18 protein-coding genes are annotated in these 17909 nt (G+C 57.4%); 3 read left to right on the top strand and 15 right to left on the bottom strand.

Annotated features, from left to right (window positions below; all coding sequences use genetic code 11):
* Positions 1 to 53 precede the first annotated feature (53 nt).
* The 13 genes from tatC to QEN58_RS15470 form a co-directional block, all read right to left on the bottom strand.
* Positions 54 to 845 (bottom strand): twin-arginine translocase subunit TatC, encoded by a 792-nt coding sequence (gene tatC, locus QEN58_RS15530; protein WP_280104514.1) that lies wholly within the window; start codon positions 843 to 845, stop codon positions 54 to 56.
* Entirely contained in the window at positions 842 to 1312 is a 471-nt protein-coding gene (tatB, locus tag QEN58_RS15525) for a Sec-independent protein translocase protein TatB (protein WP_280104513.1), read from the bottom strand. The genes tatC and tatB overlap by 4 nt, the downstream gene beginning before the upstream one ends.
* Before the next feature lie 3 nt (positions 1313 to 1315).
* Positions 1316 to 1594, bottom strand: coding sequence for a Sec-independent protein translocase subunit TatA (gene tatA, locus QEN58_RS15520; protein ID WP_280104512.1), 279 nt, complete (start codon positions 1592 to 1594; stop codon positions 1316 to 1318).
* Positions 1595 to 1731: 137 nt separating this feature from the next.
* Entirely contained in the window at positions 1732 to 2106 is a 375-nt protein-coding gene (locus QEN58_RS15515; RefSeq protein WP_280104511.1) for a phosphoribosyl-ATP diphosphatase, read from the bottom strand.
* Between the two features lie 52 nt (positions 2107 to 2158).
* Positions 2159 to 3781: a ubiquinone biosynthesis regulatory protein kinase UbiB gene (gene ubiB / locus QEN58_RS15510; RefSeq protein WP_280104510.1), complete on the bottom strand. Its 1623-nt coding sequence runs from the start codon at positions 3779 to 3781 to the stop codon at positions 2159 to 2161.
* The gene (locus QEN58_RS15505; protein WP_280104509.1) at positions 3778 to 4434 is read right to left on the bottom strand and encodes a ubiquinone biosynthesis accessory factor UbiJ; all 657 of its coding nucleotides are present in this window, start codon (positions 4432 to 4434) and stop codon (positions 3778 to 3780) included. Before QEN58_RS15505 ends, ubiB begins: the two co-directional genes overlap by 4 nt.
* A 37-nt stretch (positions 4435 to 4471) precedes the next feature.
* Positions 4472 to 5227, bottom strand: a complete 756-nt coding sequence (gene ubiE, locus QEN58_RS15500; RefSeq protein ID WP_035585516.1) for a bifunctional demethylmenaquinone methyltransferase/2-methoxy-6-polyprenyl-1,4-benzoquinol methylase UbiE — start codon at positions 5225 to 5227, stop codon at positions 4472 to 4474.
* 147 nt (positions 5228 to 5374) lie between these two features.
* Positions 5375 to 5758 carry a gamma-butyrobetaine hydroxylase family protein gene (locus tag QEN58_RS15495; RefSeq protein WP_280104508.1) on the bottom strand — a complete coding sequence of 128 codons (384 nt, stop codon included), beginning with the start codon at positions 5756 to 5758 and terminating at the stop codon, positions 5375 to 5377.
* Positions 5759 to 5867: 109 nt separating this feature from the next.
* Positions 5868 to 7190: an ATP-dependent protease ATPase subunit HslU gene (hslU, locus tag QEN58_RS15490; protein ID WP_280104507.1), complete on the bottom strand. Its 1323-nt coding sequence runs from the start codon at positions 7188 to 7190 to the stop codon at positions 5868 to 5870.
* 51 nt (positions 7191 to 7241) lie between these two features.
* Positions 7242 to 7775 (bottom strand): ATP-dependent protease subunit HslV, encoded by a 534-nt coding sequence (gene hslV, locus QEN58_RS15485; RefSeq protein ID WP_007113850.1) that lies wholly within the window; start codon positions 7773 to 7775, stop codon positions 7242 to 7244.
* A gap of 138 nt (positions 7776 to 7913) precedes the next feature.
* Positions 7914 to 8648, bottom strand: a complete 735-nt coding sequence (locus QEN58_RS15480) for an SPOR domain-containing protein (protein WP_280104506.1) — start codon at positions 8646 to 8648, stop codon at positions 7914 to 7916.
* A gap of 3 nt (positions 8649 to 8651) precedes the next feature.
* The gene (argS, locus tag QEN58_RS15475; protein ID WP_280104505.1) at positions 8652 to 10337 is read right to left on the bottom strand and encodes an arginine--tRNA ligase; all 1686 of its coding nucleotides are present in this window, start codon (positions 10335 to 10337) and stop codon (positions 8652 to 8654) included.
* Positions 10338 to 10471: 134 nt separating this feature from the next.
* On the bottom strand, positions 10472 to 12670 hold the full coding sequence (locus QEN58_RS15470) for a primosomal protein N' (protein WP_280104504.1): 2199 nt from the start codon (positions 12668 to 12670) through the stop codon (positions 10472 to 10474).
* 256 nt (positions 12671 to 12926) lie between these two features.
* Between QEN58_RS15470 and rpmE the strand changes: the two genes are divergently transcribed.
* Both rpmE and QEN58_RS15460 read left to right on the top strand, forming a co-directional pair.
* Positions 12927 to 13142: a 50S ribosomal protein L31 gene (rpmE, locus tag QEN58_RS15465; protein ID WP_071694190.1), complete on the top strand. Its 216-nt coding sequence runs from the start codon at positions 12927 to 12929 to the stop codon at positions 13140 to 13142.
* 342 nt (positions 13143 to 13484) lie between these two features.
* On the top strand, positions 13485 to 14756 hold the full coding sequence (locus QEN58_RS15460) for a malic enzyme-like NAD(P)-binding protein (protein ID WP_280104503.1): 1272 nt from the start codon (positions 13485 to 13487) through the stop codon (positions 14754 to 14756).
* Positions 14757 to 14823: 67 nt separating this feature from the next.
* Here QEN58_RS15460 and QEN58_RS15455 read toward each other — a convergent pair whose 3' ends face one another.
* Positions 14824 to 15642 carry an acyl-CoA thioesterase gene (locus tag QEN58_RS15455; protein WP_280104502.1) on the bottom strand — a complete coding sequence of 273 codons (819 nt, stop codon included), beginning with the start codon at positions 15640 to 15642 and terminating at the stop codon, positions 14824 to 14826.
* A gap of 113 nt (positions 15643 to 15755) precedes the next feature.
* Here QEN58_RS15455 and tadA point away from each other — a divergent pair, with 113 nt between their 5' ends.
* Positions 15756 to 16223, top strand: a complete 468-nt coding sequence (gene tadA, locus QEN58_RS15450) for a tRNA adenosine(34) deaminase TadA (RefSeq protein WP_280104501.1) — start codon at positions 15756 to 15758, stop codon at positions 16221 to 16223.
* Between the two features lie 52 nt (positions 16224 to 16275).
* Here the strand turns inward: tadA and mltF are convergent, their stop codons facing one another.
* Positions 16276 to 17739, bottom strand: a complete 1464-nt coding sequence (gene mltF, locus QEN58_RS15445; RefSeq protein ID WP_280104500.1) for a membrane-bound lytic murein transglycosylase MltF — start codon at positions 17737 to 17739, stop codon at positions 16276 to 16278.
* Positions 17740 to 17909 lie beyond the last annotated feature (170 nt).

Below are 17909 nucleotides of genomic sequence, written 5' to 3'. Positions count from 1 at the left end.
ACCGCCATTAAAGATGGCGGTGGTTTTTAAGTATTTGCACCCTGACCCCGTGTTTAGAGGTCTGCTTCTTGCTCTTCGGCGGCTTCTTTCTCCTCTTTGCGCTTGCGCACCAGCCGACCAAACAGCAGCCCGACTTCATAAAGCAGGTACATTGGTATCGCCAGCAGGCTCTGAGAAATCACGTCTGGCGGCGTTAGCAGCATGCCGACAACGAAGCAGCCTAGAAGAATATACGGGCGCTTTTTAGATAGGCTTTCTACCGACGTAGCGCCTGATAAGATAAGCAAAAAGGTCGCAATGGGGATTTCAAACGCTACGCCGAAGGCAAAAAACAGCTTAAGAACGAAGTTCAGATACTGGTTAATGTCGGTCATGACGGCGACGTTTTCCGGCCCGGTCTGGGTGAAAAACTCAAACAGCAGCGGAAAAACCACGTAATAGGCAAACGCCGCGCCGCCGTAGAAAAGCGCGATGCTCGAAACCAGAATCGGTATCGCCAGTGCTTTTTCATTGTCGTAAAGCCCCGGCGCGATAAACGCCCAGGCTTGGTGTAGCACAAAGGGAATAGCGATGAATACCGCAACCACCAGGGTGAGCTTGAACGGCGCTAAAAACGGCGAAGCGACTTCCGTGGCGATCATCTGCGAGCCTTCAGGCAGCAACGCCATTAACGGCTCGGCCACAAAGGTGTAGATATCATTGGCAAAGGAGTAGAGGCCCAAAAAGACCACCAGGATAACGATCACGGCGCGCATTAGCCGCGAGCGTAGCTCAATCAGGTGCTCAATCAGGGGGGCTTGGCTCTGCTCTTCCCGCGGCTCCTTTGAATCGCCAGACATACTCATTGGTGATTACGATCCTTATTAAGTGCAGCCGAGTCAGGGTTAGGCGTTTCAGGTTCGGCCGCGCGGGTGGGCGTAGTCGAGGCAGGTGTAGATGATGACGGAGGCGTTTCCTCACGCACCGTTTGCAGGGCGTCATCCAATCGAGAGCTGGCCTTGGCAACCCGCTGCTCAGTATCGCTTTGCGACGCTGGCGCTGCGTTTGAAGGGCTATCGGCAATACTCTCTACGTCCAGCTTGGCTTTCTTCAAGCTGTCATCGAGCTTCTTTTGCTGTTCGTTGAGTTTTTGACGCAGCTCTTCTGCTTCCAGTTGGGCGCTGATTTCACGCTGCATACCGGATACCGTGCGCTTGATTTTACCAATCCACATGCCCGCCGTTCGGGCGGCGCGGGGCAGCCGTTCCGGCCCAAGCACCAACAGCCCGACGACGCCAATCAGCATCAGTTCAAGAAAGCCGATATCCAGCATGGTTTATTTGCGCTCTTCGTTGCGGTCGTTGGCAGTCTGTTTCTCTTCGGCTTGAACGTCATAAGTGTTGCCCGGCTCTTCATGGCTCACTTTGGCATGGGGTTGGTCGGCGTCGTCCTTATCTGCCTCTTTATTTTTTTCTTCATCGTGCATGGCTTTCTTGAAGCCCTTGACCGCCCCGCCCAGGTCGGTACCCACGTTACGCAGTTTTTTGGTGCCGAAAACCAGGATGATGATGCCCAGTACAATCAGCAACTGCCAAATACTAATGCCACCTAACATATGTGTTTCCTCATGGGAGCAGGTTAACTTTCATTGTTGATGCAAACGTTGATGCAAGCGCTGATGTAAACATGGCTACTACCAGCGTTACCACTACATTACGCGTGTTACCACTATGCAACAGCCATATGTGGCAACTATGGCTGGCGGGCGGCTTTTTCCTCGTGTCCGGAAATACCGAAGCGCCGTGCCAGTTCGTCTAAAACGGCCTGATGATCCATTCCCAGGTGCGAAAGCATCACCAAGCTATGAAACCACAGGTCAGCGGTTTCAGAAATCAACGCTTGGCGTTCTGCCTCGCTACCATGCTCGGCATCTTTTGCCGCAAGCACTGTTTCTGTTGCTTCCTCGCCCACCTTTTCGAGTATCTTGTTCAAGCCCTTATGATGCAAGGAGGCAACATAAGATTCTTCTGCCGCTGCATGTCGCCGCTGTTTTAACACCTCATTGAGCGTATCCAGCACATTGGGATGGCTAGTCGAATTGTTAGGCGATAATGCGTTGCTGTCCATGGGAATCCTTGTAAACGTTTAGTGCGCCGCTGCGTCGTTATCTAACAATAGCTTATTGCCATACCAGCAGCAGTAGGCCAATGCCAGCGGCCGCGAGTATCGGCCACTCCTGAAGCGCAATCCAACCGCTTAATGGCTGCCAGGCCAGTGCAAGCGCCAGCAAAATCAAGCCGAGCCGAAGGCGGTAGAGGCGTTTGCCCTGGCGTGCCATCTGCACCCGCATGGCGTTGATCGAGTCGACCTGCTGGTGGCGCTGGCGATGCTCATGCTCCATACGGCTTAGCGCCTGGTGGGCCAGTACGGGCAGTTCGGGCAACTGGTGCGAAAGTTCCGGCGCCTGACGCTTTAGCGACTCCCATAAACCGCTCACCCCGGCACGCTCTTTCATCCACTGCTCTAAATAGGGCTTGGCGGTGCTCCACAGGTCTAGATCCGGGTAGAGTTGGCGCCCCAGGCCTTCAATATTGAGCAGCGTTTTCTGCAACAGTACCAGCTGCGGCTGCACTTCCATATTAAAGCGCCGCGCGGTTTGAAACAGCCCTAAAAGCACTTGGCCGAAGGAAATATCTTTCAAAGGCTTTTCTAAAATGGGCTCACAAACGGTGCGAATCGCCGCTGCGAATTCATTCGCACGGGTGTTCTCACCTACCCAGCCGGATTCAATGTGCAGTGCCGCGACTTCGTAATAATCCTGGTGGAAAAATGCCAGTAGGTTACGCGCCAAGTAGTCCTGGTCTTCCCGGGTCAGGCTGCCGACAATGCCGCAATCGATGGCAATGTACTGGGGATCTTCGGGGTTGTCACAGTTGACGAAGATATTGCCGGGGTGCATATCTGCGTGGAAGAAGTTGTCGCGGAATACCTGGGTAAAGAACAGCTCGACGCCGCGTTCGGCAAGCTTCTTCAAATTAGTGCCACGCGCAATCAGGGTATCTAAATCGGCGACCGGAATACCGCGAATGCGCTCTTGCACCATCACGTGGCGGCGGGTGAAGGGCCAGTAGATGGTGGGGACAAACAGTAGCGGTGAGTCTTTGAAGTTACGTTTGAGCTGCGAGGTGTTAGCAGCCTCTTTGTAAAGGTCCAACTCGTCAAACAGCGTGGCTTCGTAGTCGCGAATGACTTCCACCGGGCGCAGGCGGCGTGCCTCGGGGATTTTGGAGCATAATTTGGCGACTTGGTACATCAGCGCCATATCCTGGCGCATTACGCGATCAATGCCGGGGCGAATAATTTTCACCACCACGTCTTCACCGCCGTGCAGCCTTGCCGCATGCACCTGGGCAATCGACGCCGAGGCCAATGGCACTCGATCAAACTCTGCAAAGGCCTCTTCCAGCGACGTTTCCAGCGCTTTTTCGACGCGGTCCGCGGCTTGATCACCTGGAAAAGGCGGCACCTGATCCTGCAGGCGTTTAAGCTCATCGGCGATATCCGCTGGCAGCAGGTCGCGACGGGTCGAGAGCATTTGGCCGAATTTAATAAAAATCGGCCCCAGTGCTTCCAGCGACAGGCGCAGACGTTCGCCCCGTGAGCGCTTGCCAATGGGAATCAGGCGTAGCGGAGAAAACCACAGCAGTGCCCGGAGCCACCAGGGCAGCCGCTCTAACGGCAGCAACGTGTCCAGTCGGTGGCGGCTGATCACCCAACTTATCCGCAGCAGGCGCAGACTCATGGACGCGACTCCTGTGGCGCAGGCTGAAGCTGTTCTAGTCGTCGCTGTAAGCGGTTTAGGCGAGCTTCCAGGCGATCGGTCGCCACCTCTAACTCGGTCAGGTGCTCGCGGAGCAGGTTACGCTGCTGTGGCCCTGGCAGCAGGCGTGCCTCTTCAAAGACATATTCAGACACATCCTGCATCAGCTCGTCTTTGGCGCGCAGCCCCCAGCGGGCCGTGCGCCGCAGGCCTTCGGCCAGGGAGTGGGCGGGTATATCGCCCAGCCAGCGGGCCAGCTCGCTTTCCCAGTCGATGTCCAGGTCGAAGAGCAGGTCGCGAGTGGCTTCAAGCAGATGGATACGCCCGCGGACGGCCAGTTTGCCGTCAAACATAAGACGCTCAACCGAAGCGCCGCTGATCCACTCGGAAAACGTTTCCGGGGTGAGCTCGACCACTGCGTCAACGTCGGTTTCATCAACGTCATCGCCGCGCATCAGGTCGAGCCCGGCGTGATGGTAGTGAATGACCAGCGCTAAGTGAGGCTGCTCAAGGCGCACCAGTAGACGGCTGCCCGCCAGTGCCGCTAGCCGTGCGGGGGCCGCAGGGTCGCGGGCGAGTAGGGCGTTGAGCGTGCGTTCACAACCGGCCAGCAGCAGGGTCGGGGTTACCAGCATGCTGACCTCTTGGCAGGAGACATCAGGTTGCAAACCGTCATAGCTTAATGCCGCGGTGTAGAGCGACGATACCGCCGGTGAGATTGGTGTACTCAACCCGCTCAAGCCCTGCCTCTTCCATCATGGCTTTGAGCGTTTCCTGATCCGGGTGCATGCGAATCGACTCCGCCAGGTAGCGGTAGCTGTCGCCGTCCCCCGCCACGAGTTCGCCCATTTTGGGCAGCAGGCGGAAAGAGTACTCATCGTAGGCCTTGGAGAGCAGCGGATTGTTGGGTTTGGAGAACTCCAGCACCAGCAGGCGACCACCCGGCTTGAGCACCCGGGCCATGGAGCGCAGCGCGGCATCCTTATCGGTGACATTACGCAGACCAAAGGCAATGGTAATGCAGTCGAAGCTGTTATCGGGAAAAGGCAGGCTTTCGGCATTGGCTTGAACATACTCGACGTTGCCACCTACGCCGTTATCCATCAGCTTGTCGCGGCCCACTTTGAGCATTGAGGCATTAATATCAGCCAGTACGACTTTGCCCCGGGGGCCAACCAAGCGGGAAAACTTAAGCGTTAAATCGCCCGTGCCGCCCGCAATATCCAGCACGTGGTGACCGGGGCGCACGCCCGCGCGCTCAATGGTAAGACGCTTCCATATCCGGTGGATGCCCATGGACATGAGGTCGTTCATCACATCGTAGCGAGCAGCCACGGAGTGGAAAACATCAGCCACTCGCGAGGCTTTTTCATCAACAGGGACTTCCTGAAAACCAAAGTCTGTGGTGCGTTTTTCTGTGGGGCTCATTGGGCAGTAGCTCCCGAATTCGAGGCGGTGGCAAATCGGCCTTAGGTTTTTGACCTTAAGCCCGACGCGATTAAAAGTTAACGCCATTGTAGCCTTGTCCACCCAGCCTTGTCTGCCTGGCTTCTTGTATAGGGCTGAGTCAGGTAGTCACAGTTGCTTGAATTGGATGCTGGCGGGCTCCCGTGAGGCCCCGGCCTCTTTTAAGCGCTGCAAGTAGTTGTTCCAGTAAGCTTCCTGGTGGGTCGCTAGGTCATACAGATAGTTCCAGCTAAACAGCCCGCTATCATGCCCATCGTCAAAGTGCAGTTTCAGCGCGTAATTGCCCGCCTGGGTAATATTCTGTAGACCGACATCTTTTTTACCCACTTGCAGTACCGCCGTGTCACCACCGTGCCCGCGCACTTCGGCGGAGGGTGAATAGACGCGTAACAACTCAACCGGGAGGTGAAAATTCTCCCCATTGGCGTAGCCAAGTTCCAGTTCGCGGTTCTGCTTATGGTAGTGAACCCGAGTGGGGGTAGGGGCATTCATGACGAGACCTCATCGCTAAGTGTCCATGGCTTACAAACATAGCAGCAAGCCCGCAAAGTGCGGGCTTGCTGCTGACGATACCAGTGCTGATAATAACGGCAGACGTAGCTTATAGAATATACCGAGACAGGTCTTCGTCGACCGCCAGTTCACCAAGCTGAGCGTTGACATAATCGCCGTCAATCACCAGCGGGCTCTCCATATCGCCACCTCTGAATGAGGCCTCTTCTAGCAGCCGCTCCATCACCGTATGGAGGCGGCGGGCGCCGATATTTTCAGTGCCTTCATTGACCTGCCAGGAGATCTGCGCGATGCGCTCGATACCGTCGGGAGTAAACTCAACGTCGAGCCCTTCGGTGGCCAGCAGCGCTTGGTACTGCTTGGTCAGCGAGGCGGAGGGCTCGGTGAGGATGCGCTTAAAGTCGTTGGGCGTAAGCGCGTCGAGCTCAACGCGGATCGGCAGGCGGCCCTGAAGCTCTGGAATCAGATCCGACGGGCGCGACAGGTGGAAGGCACCGGAGGCGATAAACAGGATGTGATCGGTTTTAACCATGCCGTACTTGGTTGAGACGGTAGAACCTTCAATCAGTGGCAGCAGATCACGCTGGACGCCCTCACGGGAAACTTCGCCACCGCTGGACTGGCCGCTGCCCTTGGCGACTTTATCGATCTCATCCAGGAACACGATACCGTGTTGCTCGACCGAGTAGACCGCGCGGGATTTGATCTCTTCCTCGTTGACCAGCTTGCCCGCTTCTTCATCGCGTAGCAGTACCAGCGCCTCTTTGACCGTTACGCGGCGGTTTTCACGCTTCTGCTGGCCCATGTTGGAGAACATGCTCTGCAGCTGGCTGGTCATCTCTTCCATGCCTGGCGGCGTCATGATGTCGATGCCTTGGCCCTGGGAGGAGATTTCGATATCAATCTCTTTGTCGTTCAACTGCCCTTCGCGAAGCTTTTTGCGAAAGGTCTGGCGGGTGCCGCTGTCTTCACGGGGTTTATCTTCCTGACCTCGCGGCGGCGGCAGAAGGGCATCCAGTACGCGGTCTTCGGCAGCATCTTCGGCGCGGTGACTGACCTCCTCTTTGGCCTGTTCGCGCACCATCTTGATCGCTGCTTCCATTAAGTCGCGAATAATCGACTCAACATCACGGCCCACATAGCCAACTTCGGTAAACTTGGTCGCTTCGACTTTAATAAACGGCGCTTTAGCCAGTTTGGCTAGGCGGCGGGCAATCTCGGTTTTACCCACGCCCGTGGGGCCAATCATCAAAATGTTTTTAGGCGTGACTTCAGGGCGCAGGTCGTCATCGAGCTGCATACGACGCCAGCGGTTGCGAAGAGCGATTGCAACGGCACGTTTAGCATCCTGCTGGCCAATAATGTACTGGTCTAGGGCGTGAACAATTTCGCGGGGTGTCATCTGAGTCATATAAGTAACCTTAGTGTGCAGTGAGCGGCGTTTGAAGATCGCGTGAGTGAATTAGCGATCGTCAATCGACAGCTCTTCGAGGGTCACGTGGTGGTTGGTGAATACACAGATATCACCAGCGATCGAAAGCGACTTCTCGGTAATTTCACGCGCCGATAGCTCGGTGTTTTCCAGTAGCGCTCGAGCGCTGGCCTGGGCGAAGTTACCGCCAGAGCCAATGGCAATAATGCCGCGCTCGGGTTCGACCACATCGCCGTTGCCGGTAATGATCAGTGAGGCGCTGTGATCGGCGACGGCGAGCAGTGCTTCCAAGCGGCGCAGCGCCCGGTCGGTGCGCCAATCTTTGGCAAGCTCGACAGCAGCCTTGGTCAAATGGCCCTGGTACTTTTCCAGCTGTGCTTCAAAGCGCTCAAACAGGGTGAACGCATCCGCCGTGCCACCCGCAAACCCGGCCAGTACCTTGCCGCGGTAAAGGCGGCGAACTTTGCTGGCGTTACCCTTCATTACGGTATTGCCCAGCGATACTTGGCCGTCGCCAGCGAGGGCGACCTGGTTACCACGACGAACGGAGACAATAGTGGTCATGGAGATAACTCCTTGGGGGAGGCTCGCTCCCGATGACTGGCAGGCCACTCATCAAGCGGCCATTGTTTAAGCATTCACAACAAAATGCGGGCGGCTGATAAAAAATCAACCGCCCGCAGGGTATTCCAGGAGGGAATATTAGTTTTGCAGTTGAATAAGCAGGGGCTCGATACCTTGGGTATTCATTAAGTCCTGGGCGCGGTTCAGCTCCCGGGTGTCCTCGTAAGGCCCCACTTGTACCCGGTGCCAGGTATTGCCATCCGCCTGTACTTCGCTGATTTCCGCCAGCAGGCTTAAATTGCGCAGTCGGCCGCGCAACTGCTCGGCGTCGCTTGCCTCTCGAAATGAGGCCGCCTGAAGCATATAGCGCCCTGGGGTATTGGTAGCTGCCTCATTTTTCTGGGCCGCTGAGACCTGGTCTTCAGGCCGGGTATTGGCGGCGATGACTTGGGCAATGGGGTCATCGCCTGCGGCGTCCGTGGCTGCATCGCTATCGGCTGTTTGTTCAGGAGCCTCTGGGCGCACTACGCTTGACGGCAGCGTGACGCCGGGGGCAATGACCTCGGTTTCAGGCAGCAGGGTATAAAACTCAAACGTTGGCATGGACGGCTCGGCGGCTTCCTCGGTTTCCCGAGCGGCGGCGCGCTCTTCGCTACCCGAGGGTTTGGGCATCACAGTGGCTTGAGGCGCTTCGCTCTGCTCTTGCCAGGGGGCGGTGCCGTGCTGGTGCTGAGCCAGAAAGAAGCCAGCTGCCATGCCGGCAAGGCCCCACAGCCAACCGGGTAGGCGAAAGCCGCCGCCTGAGCTGCGGTTGGACTTGCGCTGCGAGGTGGCTCCGCGGCGGGGGGCGGGTTTTTTGCGCGGGCTAGCCATTGCTTACATCTCCTCTGGGGCGCTAACCCCCATTAAATCAAGCCCGTTGCGTAGCACTTGACGGGTGGCGAGGCCCAGCGCCAGACGCGTATTGCGCAGGGTGTCGTCATCGACCATCACTTTGACAGCGTTATAGCAGGTGTGGAAGTCGCCGGAAAGGTCGAGCAAATACTGGGCAACCTGCTGGGGCTCGCGGTTTCTGGCGGCGGTTTCCACGACTTCAGGGAAGCGCGCTAGCCGATTAAGTACGGCTTTCTCCTGGTCGCTGTCCAATAACGCCAGGTTGGCCAGTGCCAGGGCATGATCAAACGGCTGGTCGGCATCCTGGGCTTTACGCAGCATGCTGCAGACCCGGGCGTGGGCGTACTGGATGTAGTAGACCGGGTTGTCATTCGACTGGGAGCGGGCCAGGTCGATATCAAAAGTGAGCTGGGAGTCGGCGCGGCGGGCGGCGAGGAAGAAGCGCGTGGCGTCGCGGCCCACTTCGTCGATCAGGTCGCGCACGGTGACGTAGCTGCCCGCGCGTTTGGATAGTTTTACCTCGACGCCAGAACGGGTGACCATGACCATCTGGTGGAGCACATAGTCGGGCCAGCCTTTGGGAATGCCCACTTCCAGCGCCTGCAAACCGGCGCGCACGCGGGTGACGGTGGAGTGGTGGTCGGCGCCCTGTTCGTTGATCACGGTTTTGAAACCGCGTTGCCATTTGTCCAAGTGGTAGGCCACATCGGGCAGAAAGTAGGTGTAGCCACCGTCCTGTTTGCGCATCACGCGGTCTTTATCATCACCGAAGTCGGTGGTGCGTAGCCACATGGCGCCATCTTCTTCATAGGTGTGGCCCGCCTTCACCAGCTTCTCAACGGTGGCGTCCACTTTGCCATCTTCATAGAGTGAGGACTCTAGGAAATAGACGTCAAACTCCACACCGAAGGCTTTTAGATCCAGATCTTGTTCGCGACGCAGCCACGCCACGGCAAAATCTTGGATGGCGTCTAAATCATCTGGGTCTTTTTTGGCGGTGACTTCGCGGTCATCGGCACTGACCGTTTTGCCTGCCAGGTAGTCGTTGGCGACATCGACAATGTACTCGCCGCGATAGCCGTCTTCGGGCCAGCTATCATCGTCAGGGCCTAAGCCTTTTACCCGGGCTTGTACCGAGCGCGCCAGGTTGGCGATCTGGGCGCCAGCGTCGTTGTAGTAGAACTCGCGGGTGACATCAAAACCGGTGGCTTCGAGCAGGCGGCATAGGCAGTCGCCAATCGCTGCGCCACGACCATGACCTACGTGCAGCGGGCCGGTGGGGTTGGCGGAAACGAACTCGACCTGAACCTTCTCACCTTTGCCCACCATGCTGCGGCCAAAGGTGTCGCCGCAGTCGAGCACCTGGGCAACGATTTGCGCGGCGGCATCGGCGGCGGCGAAAAAGTTGATAAACCCGGGGCCCGCAATTTCGGTTTTTTGGATAGCGTCGCTTTCGGGTAGCGCTGCGACCAGCGCGTTGGCTAGTTCACGCGGATTTTTGCCTGCCGGTTTGGCCAACATCAGCGCCAAATTGGTGGCGTAATCGCCGTGGGCCTTGTCTTTGGTAGGATCCACTTTGATGGTGGGCTGAAGGTCGTTTGGCAGCACGCCTTGGTGCTTGAGCGCGGTGACCGCGCCTTCGAGCAGAGAAACTATCGTGTCTTTCATGTAGGTATCCGGTTACGTCTGTGGCGGCGTGTGCTAACGCGCAGCAGTAAAGGTGCGTCGGCAAAGCGGCTATTATCGGCAATTGAGCCGCAGTTTCAAAGGCGTGTTGCTAAACAAGTGCCAAGAGATAAGCGCTAAGCGAGGGTTTGCGGGTCGATATCAATCGACCAGCGTACCTTGCGTGCCTCGCGATTGGCTTCAAGCCACTGCACCAGCCAGCTAACGGCCGGGTGCAGTTGGCTGCGTTTATGTGCTGTCAGCATAACGTGTAAATGGTAGCGGTTCTGGCGTCTTTCCATTGGGGCGGGCACCGGCCCCAGGCAGCGGGTGGCTACATCGGTCTCTTTTAACCACTGGCGCAGAGCCTGGGCGGCCTGTTGCGCCATGGCCAAAGCGGCCTCCTCTTTTGGGCTTTCGATGCGTAGCAGCGCCATAAAACAGAACGGGGGCAGTTGGGAAATGCGCCTTTCTTCCAGCATATTGCGCGCCAGCGCCCCGTAGCCATGCTCAGCCAACTGGCCTAAGTGAGGGTCGTCGGGATGCAGGGTTTGCACCAGCACTCGGCCTGGGTGGGCGGCGCGACCGGCACGGCCCGCCACCTGCTCAAGTAGTTGGGCGCTGTGCTCCAGGGCGCGAAAGTCAGCGGCGTAGAGGCCGCCGTCGGCATTGACGACCACGACAAGTGTGACGTGGGGTAAATGGTGGCCCTTGGCGAGCATTTGGGTGCCGACCAATACACAGGGTTCACCCCGGTGTATCTCTTTGAGTACCTGTTCAAAGCTATCTTTACGCCGCGTGCTGTCGCGGTCGATGCGGTAGATGGTAGTTTTCGGGAACAGCGTTTGCAGCGTCTCTTCGGTACGTTCTGTACCACTACCCAGGGCGCGCAGGTCGCCGCTGCCGCACTCGGGGCAGGCATCGGGCAGGGCGCGGCGGCTATCGCAGTGGTGGCAAGCCAGTAAGGGAGGCTGGCGGTGTAGCGTCATGCGCGCGTCACACTGATTGCAATCGGCGATCCAGCCGCAGGCGTGGCAGGCAAGCGTTGGTGCAAAGCCGCGCCGGTTGATAAAAATCAGCACCTGCTTGCCAGCGCTCAAGGTGCTTTTGATAGCCTTGATGGCGCCAGGAAGCAGCCCTCCCTGGCGACGCTGGTGGCGCAGATCGATCAGCTCCAGCTTGGCTGGCGGGTGCTGGCTGGGGCGCTGAGTCAGACGGAGATGGCGGTATGCGCCGCTAAGCGCCTGATGCAGGCTCTCCAGGGAGGGGGTGGCACTGCCCATCAGCAGCGGGATTTTGTGGTAATGGGCTCGCACCACGGCTAAATCGCGGGCGTGGTAACGCAAACCGTCGTGCTGTTTGTAGGAGCCGTCGTGCTCTTCATCGACAATAATTGCGCCGGGGTTGGCCAGCGGGGTGAAAATCGCCGAGCGGGTGCCGATGATAATGAGCGCCCGGCCGCTGGCAGCGGCTTCCCACACATCCAGCCGTTCGGGGTCGGTGAGGCCTGAGTGCAGCGCTACCACGGGAACCCGAAAGCGGCTTCTAAAGCGGGCAAGCGTCTGGGGCGTTAAGCCAATTTCCGGTACCAGTACCAGCGACTGCTTGCCCTTGGCGGCGACGGCTTCAATAAGCTGCAGGTAGACTTCTGTTTTGCCGCTGCCGGTGACACCCTCGAGTAAGCAGGGGTGGTAGCCATCGAGCCTCTCATGCAGTGCGGCCAGCACCGTCGCCTGTTCACGGTTAAGCGGCAGGGCCGGTGTTGCCAGTAAGTTTCCGTTGGCGGGTGTAGGAGCAGTGAGGATGTGCTCCTGGCTGGATGCCAGGCCTTTCTTCTCCAGCGCTAGTAGCTGGTCGCGGGCAAAACCGTGGGCGCTAACCGCACGGCCAGGTAACCCATGAGGGTGCTGGCGCAGCAGTTCATACAGCTCGGCTTGCTTGGGCGCTCGGCTGAGTATGTCTTCTGCGCCTTCGCCTTGGACAAACCAGAGGGTTTGGGTGCGACCCGCCATGGGGTGCCCTTGGCGTAGCCGCGCGGGCATGGCGTGGTGCAGGGTATCGCCTAGGCTATGCTGATAGTAACGAGCGGCAAAGCGGCATATCCACAGCCAATCTTCCGGCAACGGAGCATCATCCAGCGCTTCACTGATGTTACGCAACTGGCTGCGCGGGAGGTCGCTGTGGTCGGCTATTTCGACGACCACGCCGACGACTTCGCGACGCCCAAAGGGCACCCGCACTCGTAGCCCCGGCTGCCAGCCGTAGGGGGGCACTTCCCTGGACGGCAAGTAGTCGAACAGACGGCGCAGCGGCGAGGGCAGGGCTACTTTAAGCACATGGTAGAGTGCTTGAGAGGGTCTTTGAGACTGTCTTTGAGAGTATGCCTGCGAAGAAAAAGAGTCAGCCAATTGGCCTCCGGCGTTAGTTTTGCTAGAATATGCGACCGCTCTGAATCCTAACGATCTTTATCGATCTATTTATAAAGACCTATCGTAACGACAGAGCGGCTAACCGGTTAGTCGTTTTTTCCAAACCCTTATGCGGTACCTGGCACGAGATCAGGTGGCGGCATATAGCTTCGTGAGGCTCGAAATGAGACAAGGTATTCACCCGAATTACAACACGGTCACCGCCAATTGCTCTTGCGGCGCCACCTTCCAAGTAGGTTCGACCTCTGGTCAGGACTTCTCTTTGGACGTGTGCTCCAACTGCCACCCGTTCTACACCGGCAAGCAGAAACAAGCGACCACTGGTGGCCGCGTAGAGCGCTTCAACAAGCGTTTCGGCGCTGCTGTTAAGCGCGGCTAATCCCAGTCGGATAGCCATATCGCCAGCAGGCCTGTTCACATCAGGCGACGCTCGCGCAAAACCCACGCCCCGGCGTGGGTTTTTTGTTAACGGATATGTTTGCTGGATGAACTGTATGTGGAAAATTTTTCCATAAATGCTGTGTTGCAGCAATAAGTAAAGCGTTATCGGGTGAGCTATGTTTGCATGATTTTCTACAAATGGTGGCTAAAAGTGACGAATGTGAAGGGAAAAATCAGTTAAACGGGCGTTTTGTTGTAAGTTGACAGCGTGCTTGAGGCGCTATGGTTTTTTGTATATTCTGAAACGACTTATCTACTTTATGTTGACTGGACTCTGACCATGACGGATGCAAATAAGCAGGCTGCTTTGGATTATCACGCGAAACCGATCCCCGGTAAGCTTTCGGTGGAGTTGACCAAGCCCACCGCGACAGCACGGGATTTGGCGTTGGCGTATAGCCCTGGCGTGGCTGAGCCAGTACTTGAAATCGCCAGGGATGCGGAAAATGCTTACCGCTATACTGGCAAGGGGAATCTGGTCGCCGTCATTACCGATGGCAGCGCTATTCTGGGCCTGGGTAACCTTGGCCCACTGGCCAGCAAGCCCGTTATGGAAGGTAAAGGCGTACTGTTTAAGTGCTTTGCTGGCATTAACTCTGTGGATATCGAAGTGGATGCGGAGAGCCCGCAGGCGTTTATCGACACCGTTGCGCGCATTGCCGATACCTGGGGCGGCATCAATCTTGAAGACATCAAGGCACCGGAGTGTTTTGAAATTGAGAAAGCGCTGATTGAGCGCTGTAGTATCCCGGTCTTCCACGATGACCAGCACGGCACTGCGATTGTCACTGCGGCAGGCATGCTCAATGCCTTGGATATCACTGGCAAAAAAATTGAAAACGTTAAGATTGTTTGCATGGGCGCTGGTGCGGCGGCCATTGCCTGTATGCGCCTGCTGATCTCTTGTGGTGCTCGTAAAGAGAACTTAGTGATGCTGGATAGGCGTGGCGTTATTCACACCGATCGCGAAGGCATCAACGAGTATAAGGCCGAGTTCGCCCGCGATACTGAAATGCGCACCTTAGACGATGCCATTGACAACGCTGACGTCTTTATCGGCCTGTCAGGCCCAGGGCTGCTCTCCGCTGATCAGGTAAAGAAAATGGCGCCTGATCCGGTGATTTTTGCCTGCACCAACCCTGATCCGGAAATTCATCCTGACGTTGCCCGCGAAGTACGTCCGGATGTGATTATGGCGACTGGCCGTTCTGACTTCCCAAACCAGGTCAACAACGTGCTGGGCTTCCCGTTTATCTTCCGCGGCGCTTTGGATGTTCGTGCCACCCGCATTAATGAAGAGATGAAGCTGGCCGCGGTTCACGCACTAAAAGACCTTGCCCGCGAGCCGGTGCCCCAGGAAGTGTTGGACGCCTACGAGCGCACCGAGATGAGTTTTGGCCGCGAGTACATCATTCCCACGCCGGTCGATATTCGCCTGCTGGCAAGGGTCTCTTCGGCAGTGGCGCAAGCCGCGGTTGATTCTGGTGTCGCGCGTAAGCCTTTCCCGGCGCACTACCCTTTGCAGTCAATTAACGACGTCTACGGTGGCTAAGCTCCTAGTTTATTCGCTGACTTACGCCCGCTACTCGCGGGCGTAAGTGTTTTGAAAGGTTGCCTCGTTAGTCTTGTGAATAGCGCGTTAGCCCTTCCTGAGCAGTGGAGGCCACTAAGCGGCCATCGCGGCTGTAAATATGCCCCCGCGCCAGCCCGCGGGCGCCGCCTGCCCAGGGTGAATCGATAACGTACAGCAGCCAGTCATCCAGGCGGGTGTCCTGGTGGAGCCACAGGGCATGGTCAAGGCTGGCGATGCGCAGCTTGGGATCTCGGTACTCAATGCCGTGGAAAATCAGGCTGGTGGTCAGCAGGTTGAAGTCTGAGGCGTAAGAGAGCAAGTGGCGGTGCAATGCTGGGTCGTCTGGCAGCGTGCCGGAAAGACGAAACCATAAGCATTGGCCGACAGGCGTGCCGTTATCGGGGTTGCCGGGTAGATGCAAGAACTCAATCGGGTGACCGGGAAAGCGGTCGTGCTTGACCTCGCCGCTCTCGATTAACGCTTCGGGTATCGGTACCTCCGGCATTGCACGCTGATGGCTAAAGCTCGCCTCTTCGCTTTGAAAGGAGGCGCTGCAGAAGAAGATCGGACGGCCTTTTTGAATGGCGGTAACGCGTCGGGTAGTAAAGCTGCCGCCGTCGCGAATGGTATCCACTTGATAGACAACGGGGCGATGTGGGTCACCGGGGCGCAGAAAGTAACCGTGCTGAGAGTGCGGGCGTCGCTCGTTGTCTACGGTGCGCGCAGCTGCCGCAAGCGCCTGGCCGAGTACCTGACCACCATAGAGCTGGGGAAAGCCTAGATCCTGGCTCTGACCACGAAATAGTGTTTCTTCCAGTGTTTCTAGCTCCAGTAACGCTACCAGTTTGTTCAGCGCGTCTGTCATTCTCGGTATCCTTGCGGCTGTCTCTATAAGATGCTGTTGGTGAAAGCGTGTTACCACAGCAGCGGGCAACCCTTTCATACGATCGTTTAGCTACCTTAGCGGAGTTTACGTTTATGCGCAGCGATGAATTTTACATGCACCGGGCGCTTGACCAAGCCCACCTAGCCGCAGCGGCGGGCGAGGTGCCCGTGGGGGCGGTGGTGGTCGATGCGCAGGGGGAGATTATTGGCGTCGGCTGCAACGCCCCGGTGGCGAGCTGCGACCCTAGCGGCCACGCGGAAGTTCGTGCTCTGCGCGAGGCGGGCCAGCACCAGGGCAATTATCGCCTTGAGGGCTGCACGCTGTTTGTCACCTTAGAGCCCTGCATGATGTGCTCGGGCGCGATGATCCATGCACGCATAGCGCGTCTGGTGTATGGCGCCGCCGAACCTAGGGCTGGCATGGTCGAATCCAAGGCTAACCTGTTGGCGCAGCCGTGGTTTAACCATCAGATGTTGGTGACCAGGGGGGTGTTGGCGCCAGCCTCGCAAAAACTGCTAAAAAGCTTTTTTGCCGAGCGGCGCGAGCAGCCAAATGAGTAGCTATCCGCAGGCGGGTAACGGGTCAGTGAAGTGGGTAGGTGACAGGAGGCTTTTAATTAAGCGGCGGTACAAGCTCGAACAATAGCAGCGGATCATCGTTGACAGCCGTTTGTTCTAGTTGGAAAAACTGCTGGCGGCTGCGCTCAACATACTTAATCATTTCGTAGTAGCGGCGGATATTGCGTACGTATATAACCGGCTCTCCACCGCGCGCATAGCCGTGACGCGTCTGGCTATGCCACTCCCGCTGCTGCAGTAACGGTAGCGCAGCGCGCACATCTTCCCAGCTATCGGGGTCGCCGCCGCGCATTTCAGCAATCTTGCGCGCGTCGTATAAATGCCCGAGGCCCACATTGTAGGCCGCCATGGCCATAAACAGGCGGTCATCACCGGTAATGCTTTCCGGTAAGCGGTCTTTAATGCTTCGTAAGTAGCGGGAGCCACCATCAATACTCTGTGCGGGGTCGGTACGGTCAGCAATGTCCATTTCACTCGCAGTGGGGTTGGTCAACATCATCAGGCCTCGCACCCCAGTCGGCGATACAGCATCTGGATCCCAGTGAGACTCCTGGTAGCCCACAGCAGCGAGTAGCTTCCAATCAAACCCCGTTTCTTGTGCAGACTGCTGGAATAGCTCAGTGTAGCGGGGTAAACGCGCATCCAGGTGATCAAGAAAAGTACGGGTGCCTACATACTCCAAGTAGTCGTCATGGCCAAAGTAACGACTGACCAGCCGATCCAGTGTGCCGCTTTCCTGAAGGTCCTGGAGGAAGCGATTGGCGGCTTCCAGTAACCCTAAGCCGCGGCCACTGGGCACCGCCCACACCATGGAGAGCGGGTCGCCGAGGATAAAACCGCGCTCAACGTTGGGGAAAAACAGCCTGTTTAAACGAAACTGATGTTCAAAAATAACCGCAGCGTCCAGCGTGCCGTTCTCAACCCGGGCCAGCAGTTCGGCGACCTCCAGCTCATGGGACTCTTTCCAGCTCAATGTTGGATGGCGACGCTGCAGGTCGCGTAGTGCTTCGCTGGTGCCCGCTTCGCTAAGCGTACCAAGCTCCAGGCCGACCAGGTCGCTCGGCTCGCTAATACCATTCAGGCCGCGCCGGTATACCACCAGCGGCTGCATCTGAATAATCGGCCGAGTGTAGTGGATACCGGAGGGCGCGGGTAAAAGCGGTAGTGCCGCCGCGCCCAGGTCGCCGCTTTCGCGTACCGCCGGGAGCACGCTCTCGGGGTGATGGCGGGCGTTAAGGTTAAGGCTCACCCCCAGGTAGTCGGCAAAGCGGTGCATTAGCTCGTACTCAAAGCCGGTAGGGCCTTGGCGACCTTCGTAATAAGTGGTGGGCGTGTTGCGGGTGTGTACGGTAATAAAATCTTTTGCAGTGATCTGCGTAAGATGCTCGCCGGGAGGAACCAGAGAGAGCGTCGGTACTAGGGACAGTAGCGTAATCGCGATCAGCGCATAATAAGCGCCAGCAAAGGCTACAAAATGTCGGCAAATCAACGTCAGCATGGCGTCTTGTCGGCATGAAACAATCTGTCACGATACCCAGCCAGAGGCAGGCTGTCACCTTGTTGATTTCGTGTGGCGGCTGGTTTCCAGTATCATAGGCGTTTTCCGGTACCATATTATCTGTGTTTTCCGGCATCATAAAAGCACGGCCGCCTGGCGGCCCAGTGATT

It is taken from the genome of Halomonas alkaliantarctica (assembly GCF_029854215.1).
In the GTDB taxonomy this organism is placed as follows: Bacteria; Pseudomonadota; Gammaproteobacteria; order Pseudomonadales; family Halomonadaceae; genus Vreelandella; species Vreelandella alkaliantarctica_A.
This window is presented reverse-complemented; position numbering and strand designations above follow the sequence as displayed.

What these genes read in the sequence shown, in the direction of transcription:
- hslV (WP_007113850.1), bottom strand. Translation starts at nt 7,775, where the DNA reads ATGACCACTATTGTCTCCGTTCGTCGTGGTAACCAGGTCGCCCTCGCT.
- rpmE (WP_071694190.1), top strand. Translation starts at nt 12,927, where the DNA reads ATGAGACAAGGTATTCACCCGAATTACAACACGGTCACCGCCAATTGC.
- mltF (WP_280104500.1), bottom strand. Translation starts at nt 17,739, where the DNA reads ATGCTGACGTTGATTTGCCGACATTTTGTAGCCTTTGCTGGCGCTTAT.
- QEN58_RS15515 (WP_280104511.1), bottom strand. Translation starts at nt 2,106, where the DNA reads ATGGACAGCAACGCATTATCGCCTAACAATTCGACTAGCCATCCCAAT.
- argS (WP_280104505.1), bottom strand. Translation starts at nt 10,337, where the DNA reads ATGAAAGACACGATAGTTTCTCTGCTCGAAGGCGCGGTCACCGCGCTC.
- QEN58_RS15480 (WP_280104506.1), bottom strand. Translation starts at nt 8,648, where the DNA reads ATGGCTAGCCCGCGCAAAAAACCCGCCCCCCGCCGCGGAGCCACCTCG.
- tadA (WP_280104501.1), top strand. Translation starts at nt 15,756, where the DNA reads ATGCGCAGCGATGAATTTTACATGCACCGGGCGCTTGACCAAGCCCAC.
- hslU (WP_280104507.1), bottom strand. Translation starts at nt 7,190, where the DNA reads ATGACTCAGATGACACCCCGCGAAATTGTTCACGCCCTAGACCAGTAC.
- QEN58_RS15505 (WP_280104509.1), bottom strand. Translation starts at nt 4,434, where the DNA reads ATGCTGGTAACCCCGACCCTGCTGCTGGCCGGTTGTGAACGCACGCTC.
- tatB (WP_280104513.1), bottom strand. Translation starts at nt 1,312, where the DNA reads ATGCTGGATATCGGCTTTCTTGAACTGATGCTGATTGGCGTCGTCGGG.
- tatA (WP_280104512.1), bottom strand. Translation starts at nt 1,594, where the DNA reads ATGTTAGGTGGCATTAGTATTTGGCAGTTGCTGATTGTACTGGGCATC.
- ubiB (WP_280104510.1), bottom strand. Translation starts at nt 3,781, where the DNA reads ATGAGTCTGCGCCTGCTGCGGATAAGTTGGGTGATCAGCCGCCACCGA.
- QEN58_RS15460 (WP_280104503.1), top strand. Translation starts at nt 13,485, where the DNA reads ATGACGGATGCAAATAAGCAGGCTGCTTTGGATTATCACGCGAAACCG.
- ubiE (WP_035585516.1), bottom strand. Translation starts at nt 5,227, where the DNA reads ATGAGCCCCACAGAAAAACGCACCACAGACTTTGGTTTTCAGGAAGTC.
- QEN58_RS15455 (WP_280104502.1), bottom strand. Translation starts at nt 15,642, where the DNA reads ATGACAGACGCGCTGAACAAACTGGTAGCGTTACTGGAGCTAGAAACA.
- tatC (WP_280104514.1), bottom strand. Translation starts at nt 845, where the DNA reads ATGAGTATGTCTGGCGATTCAAAGGAGCCGCGGGAAGAGCAGAGCCAA.
- QEN58_RS15495 (WP_280104508.1), bottom strand. Translation starts at nt 5,758, where the DNA reads ATGAATGCCCCTACCCCCACTCGGGTTCACTACCATAAGCAGAACCGC.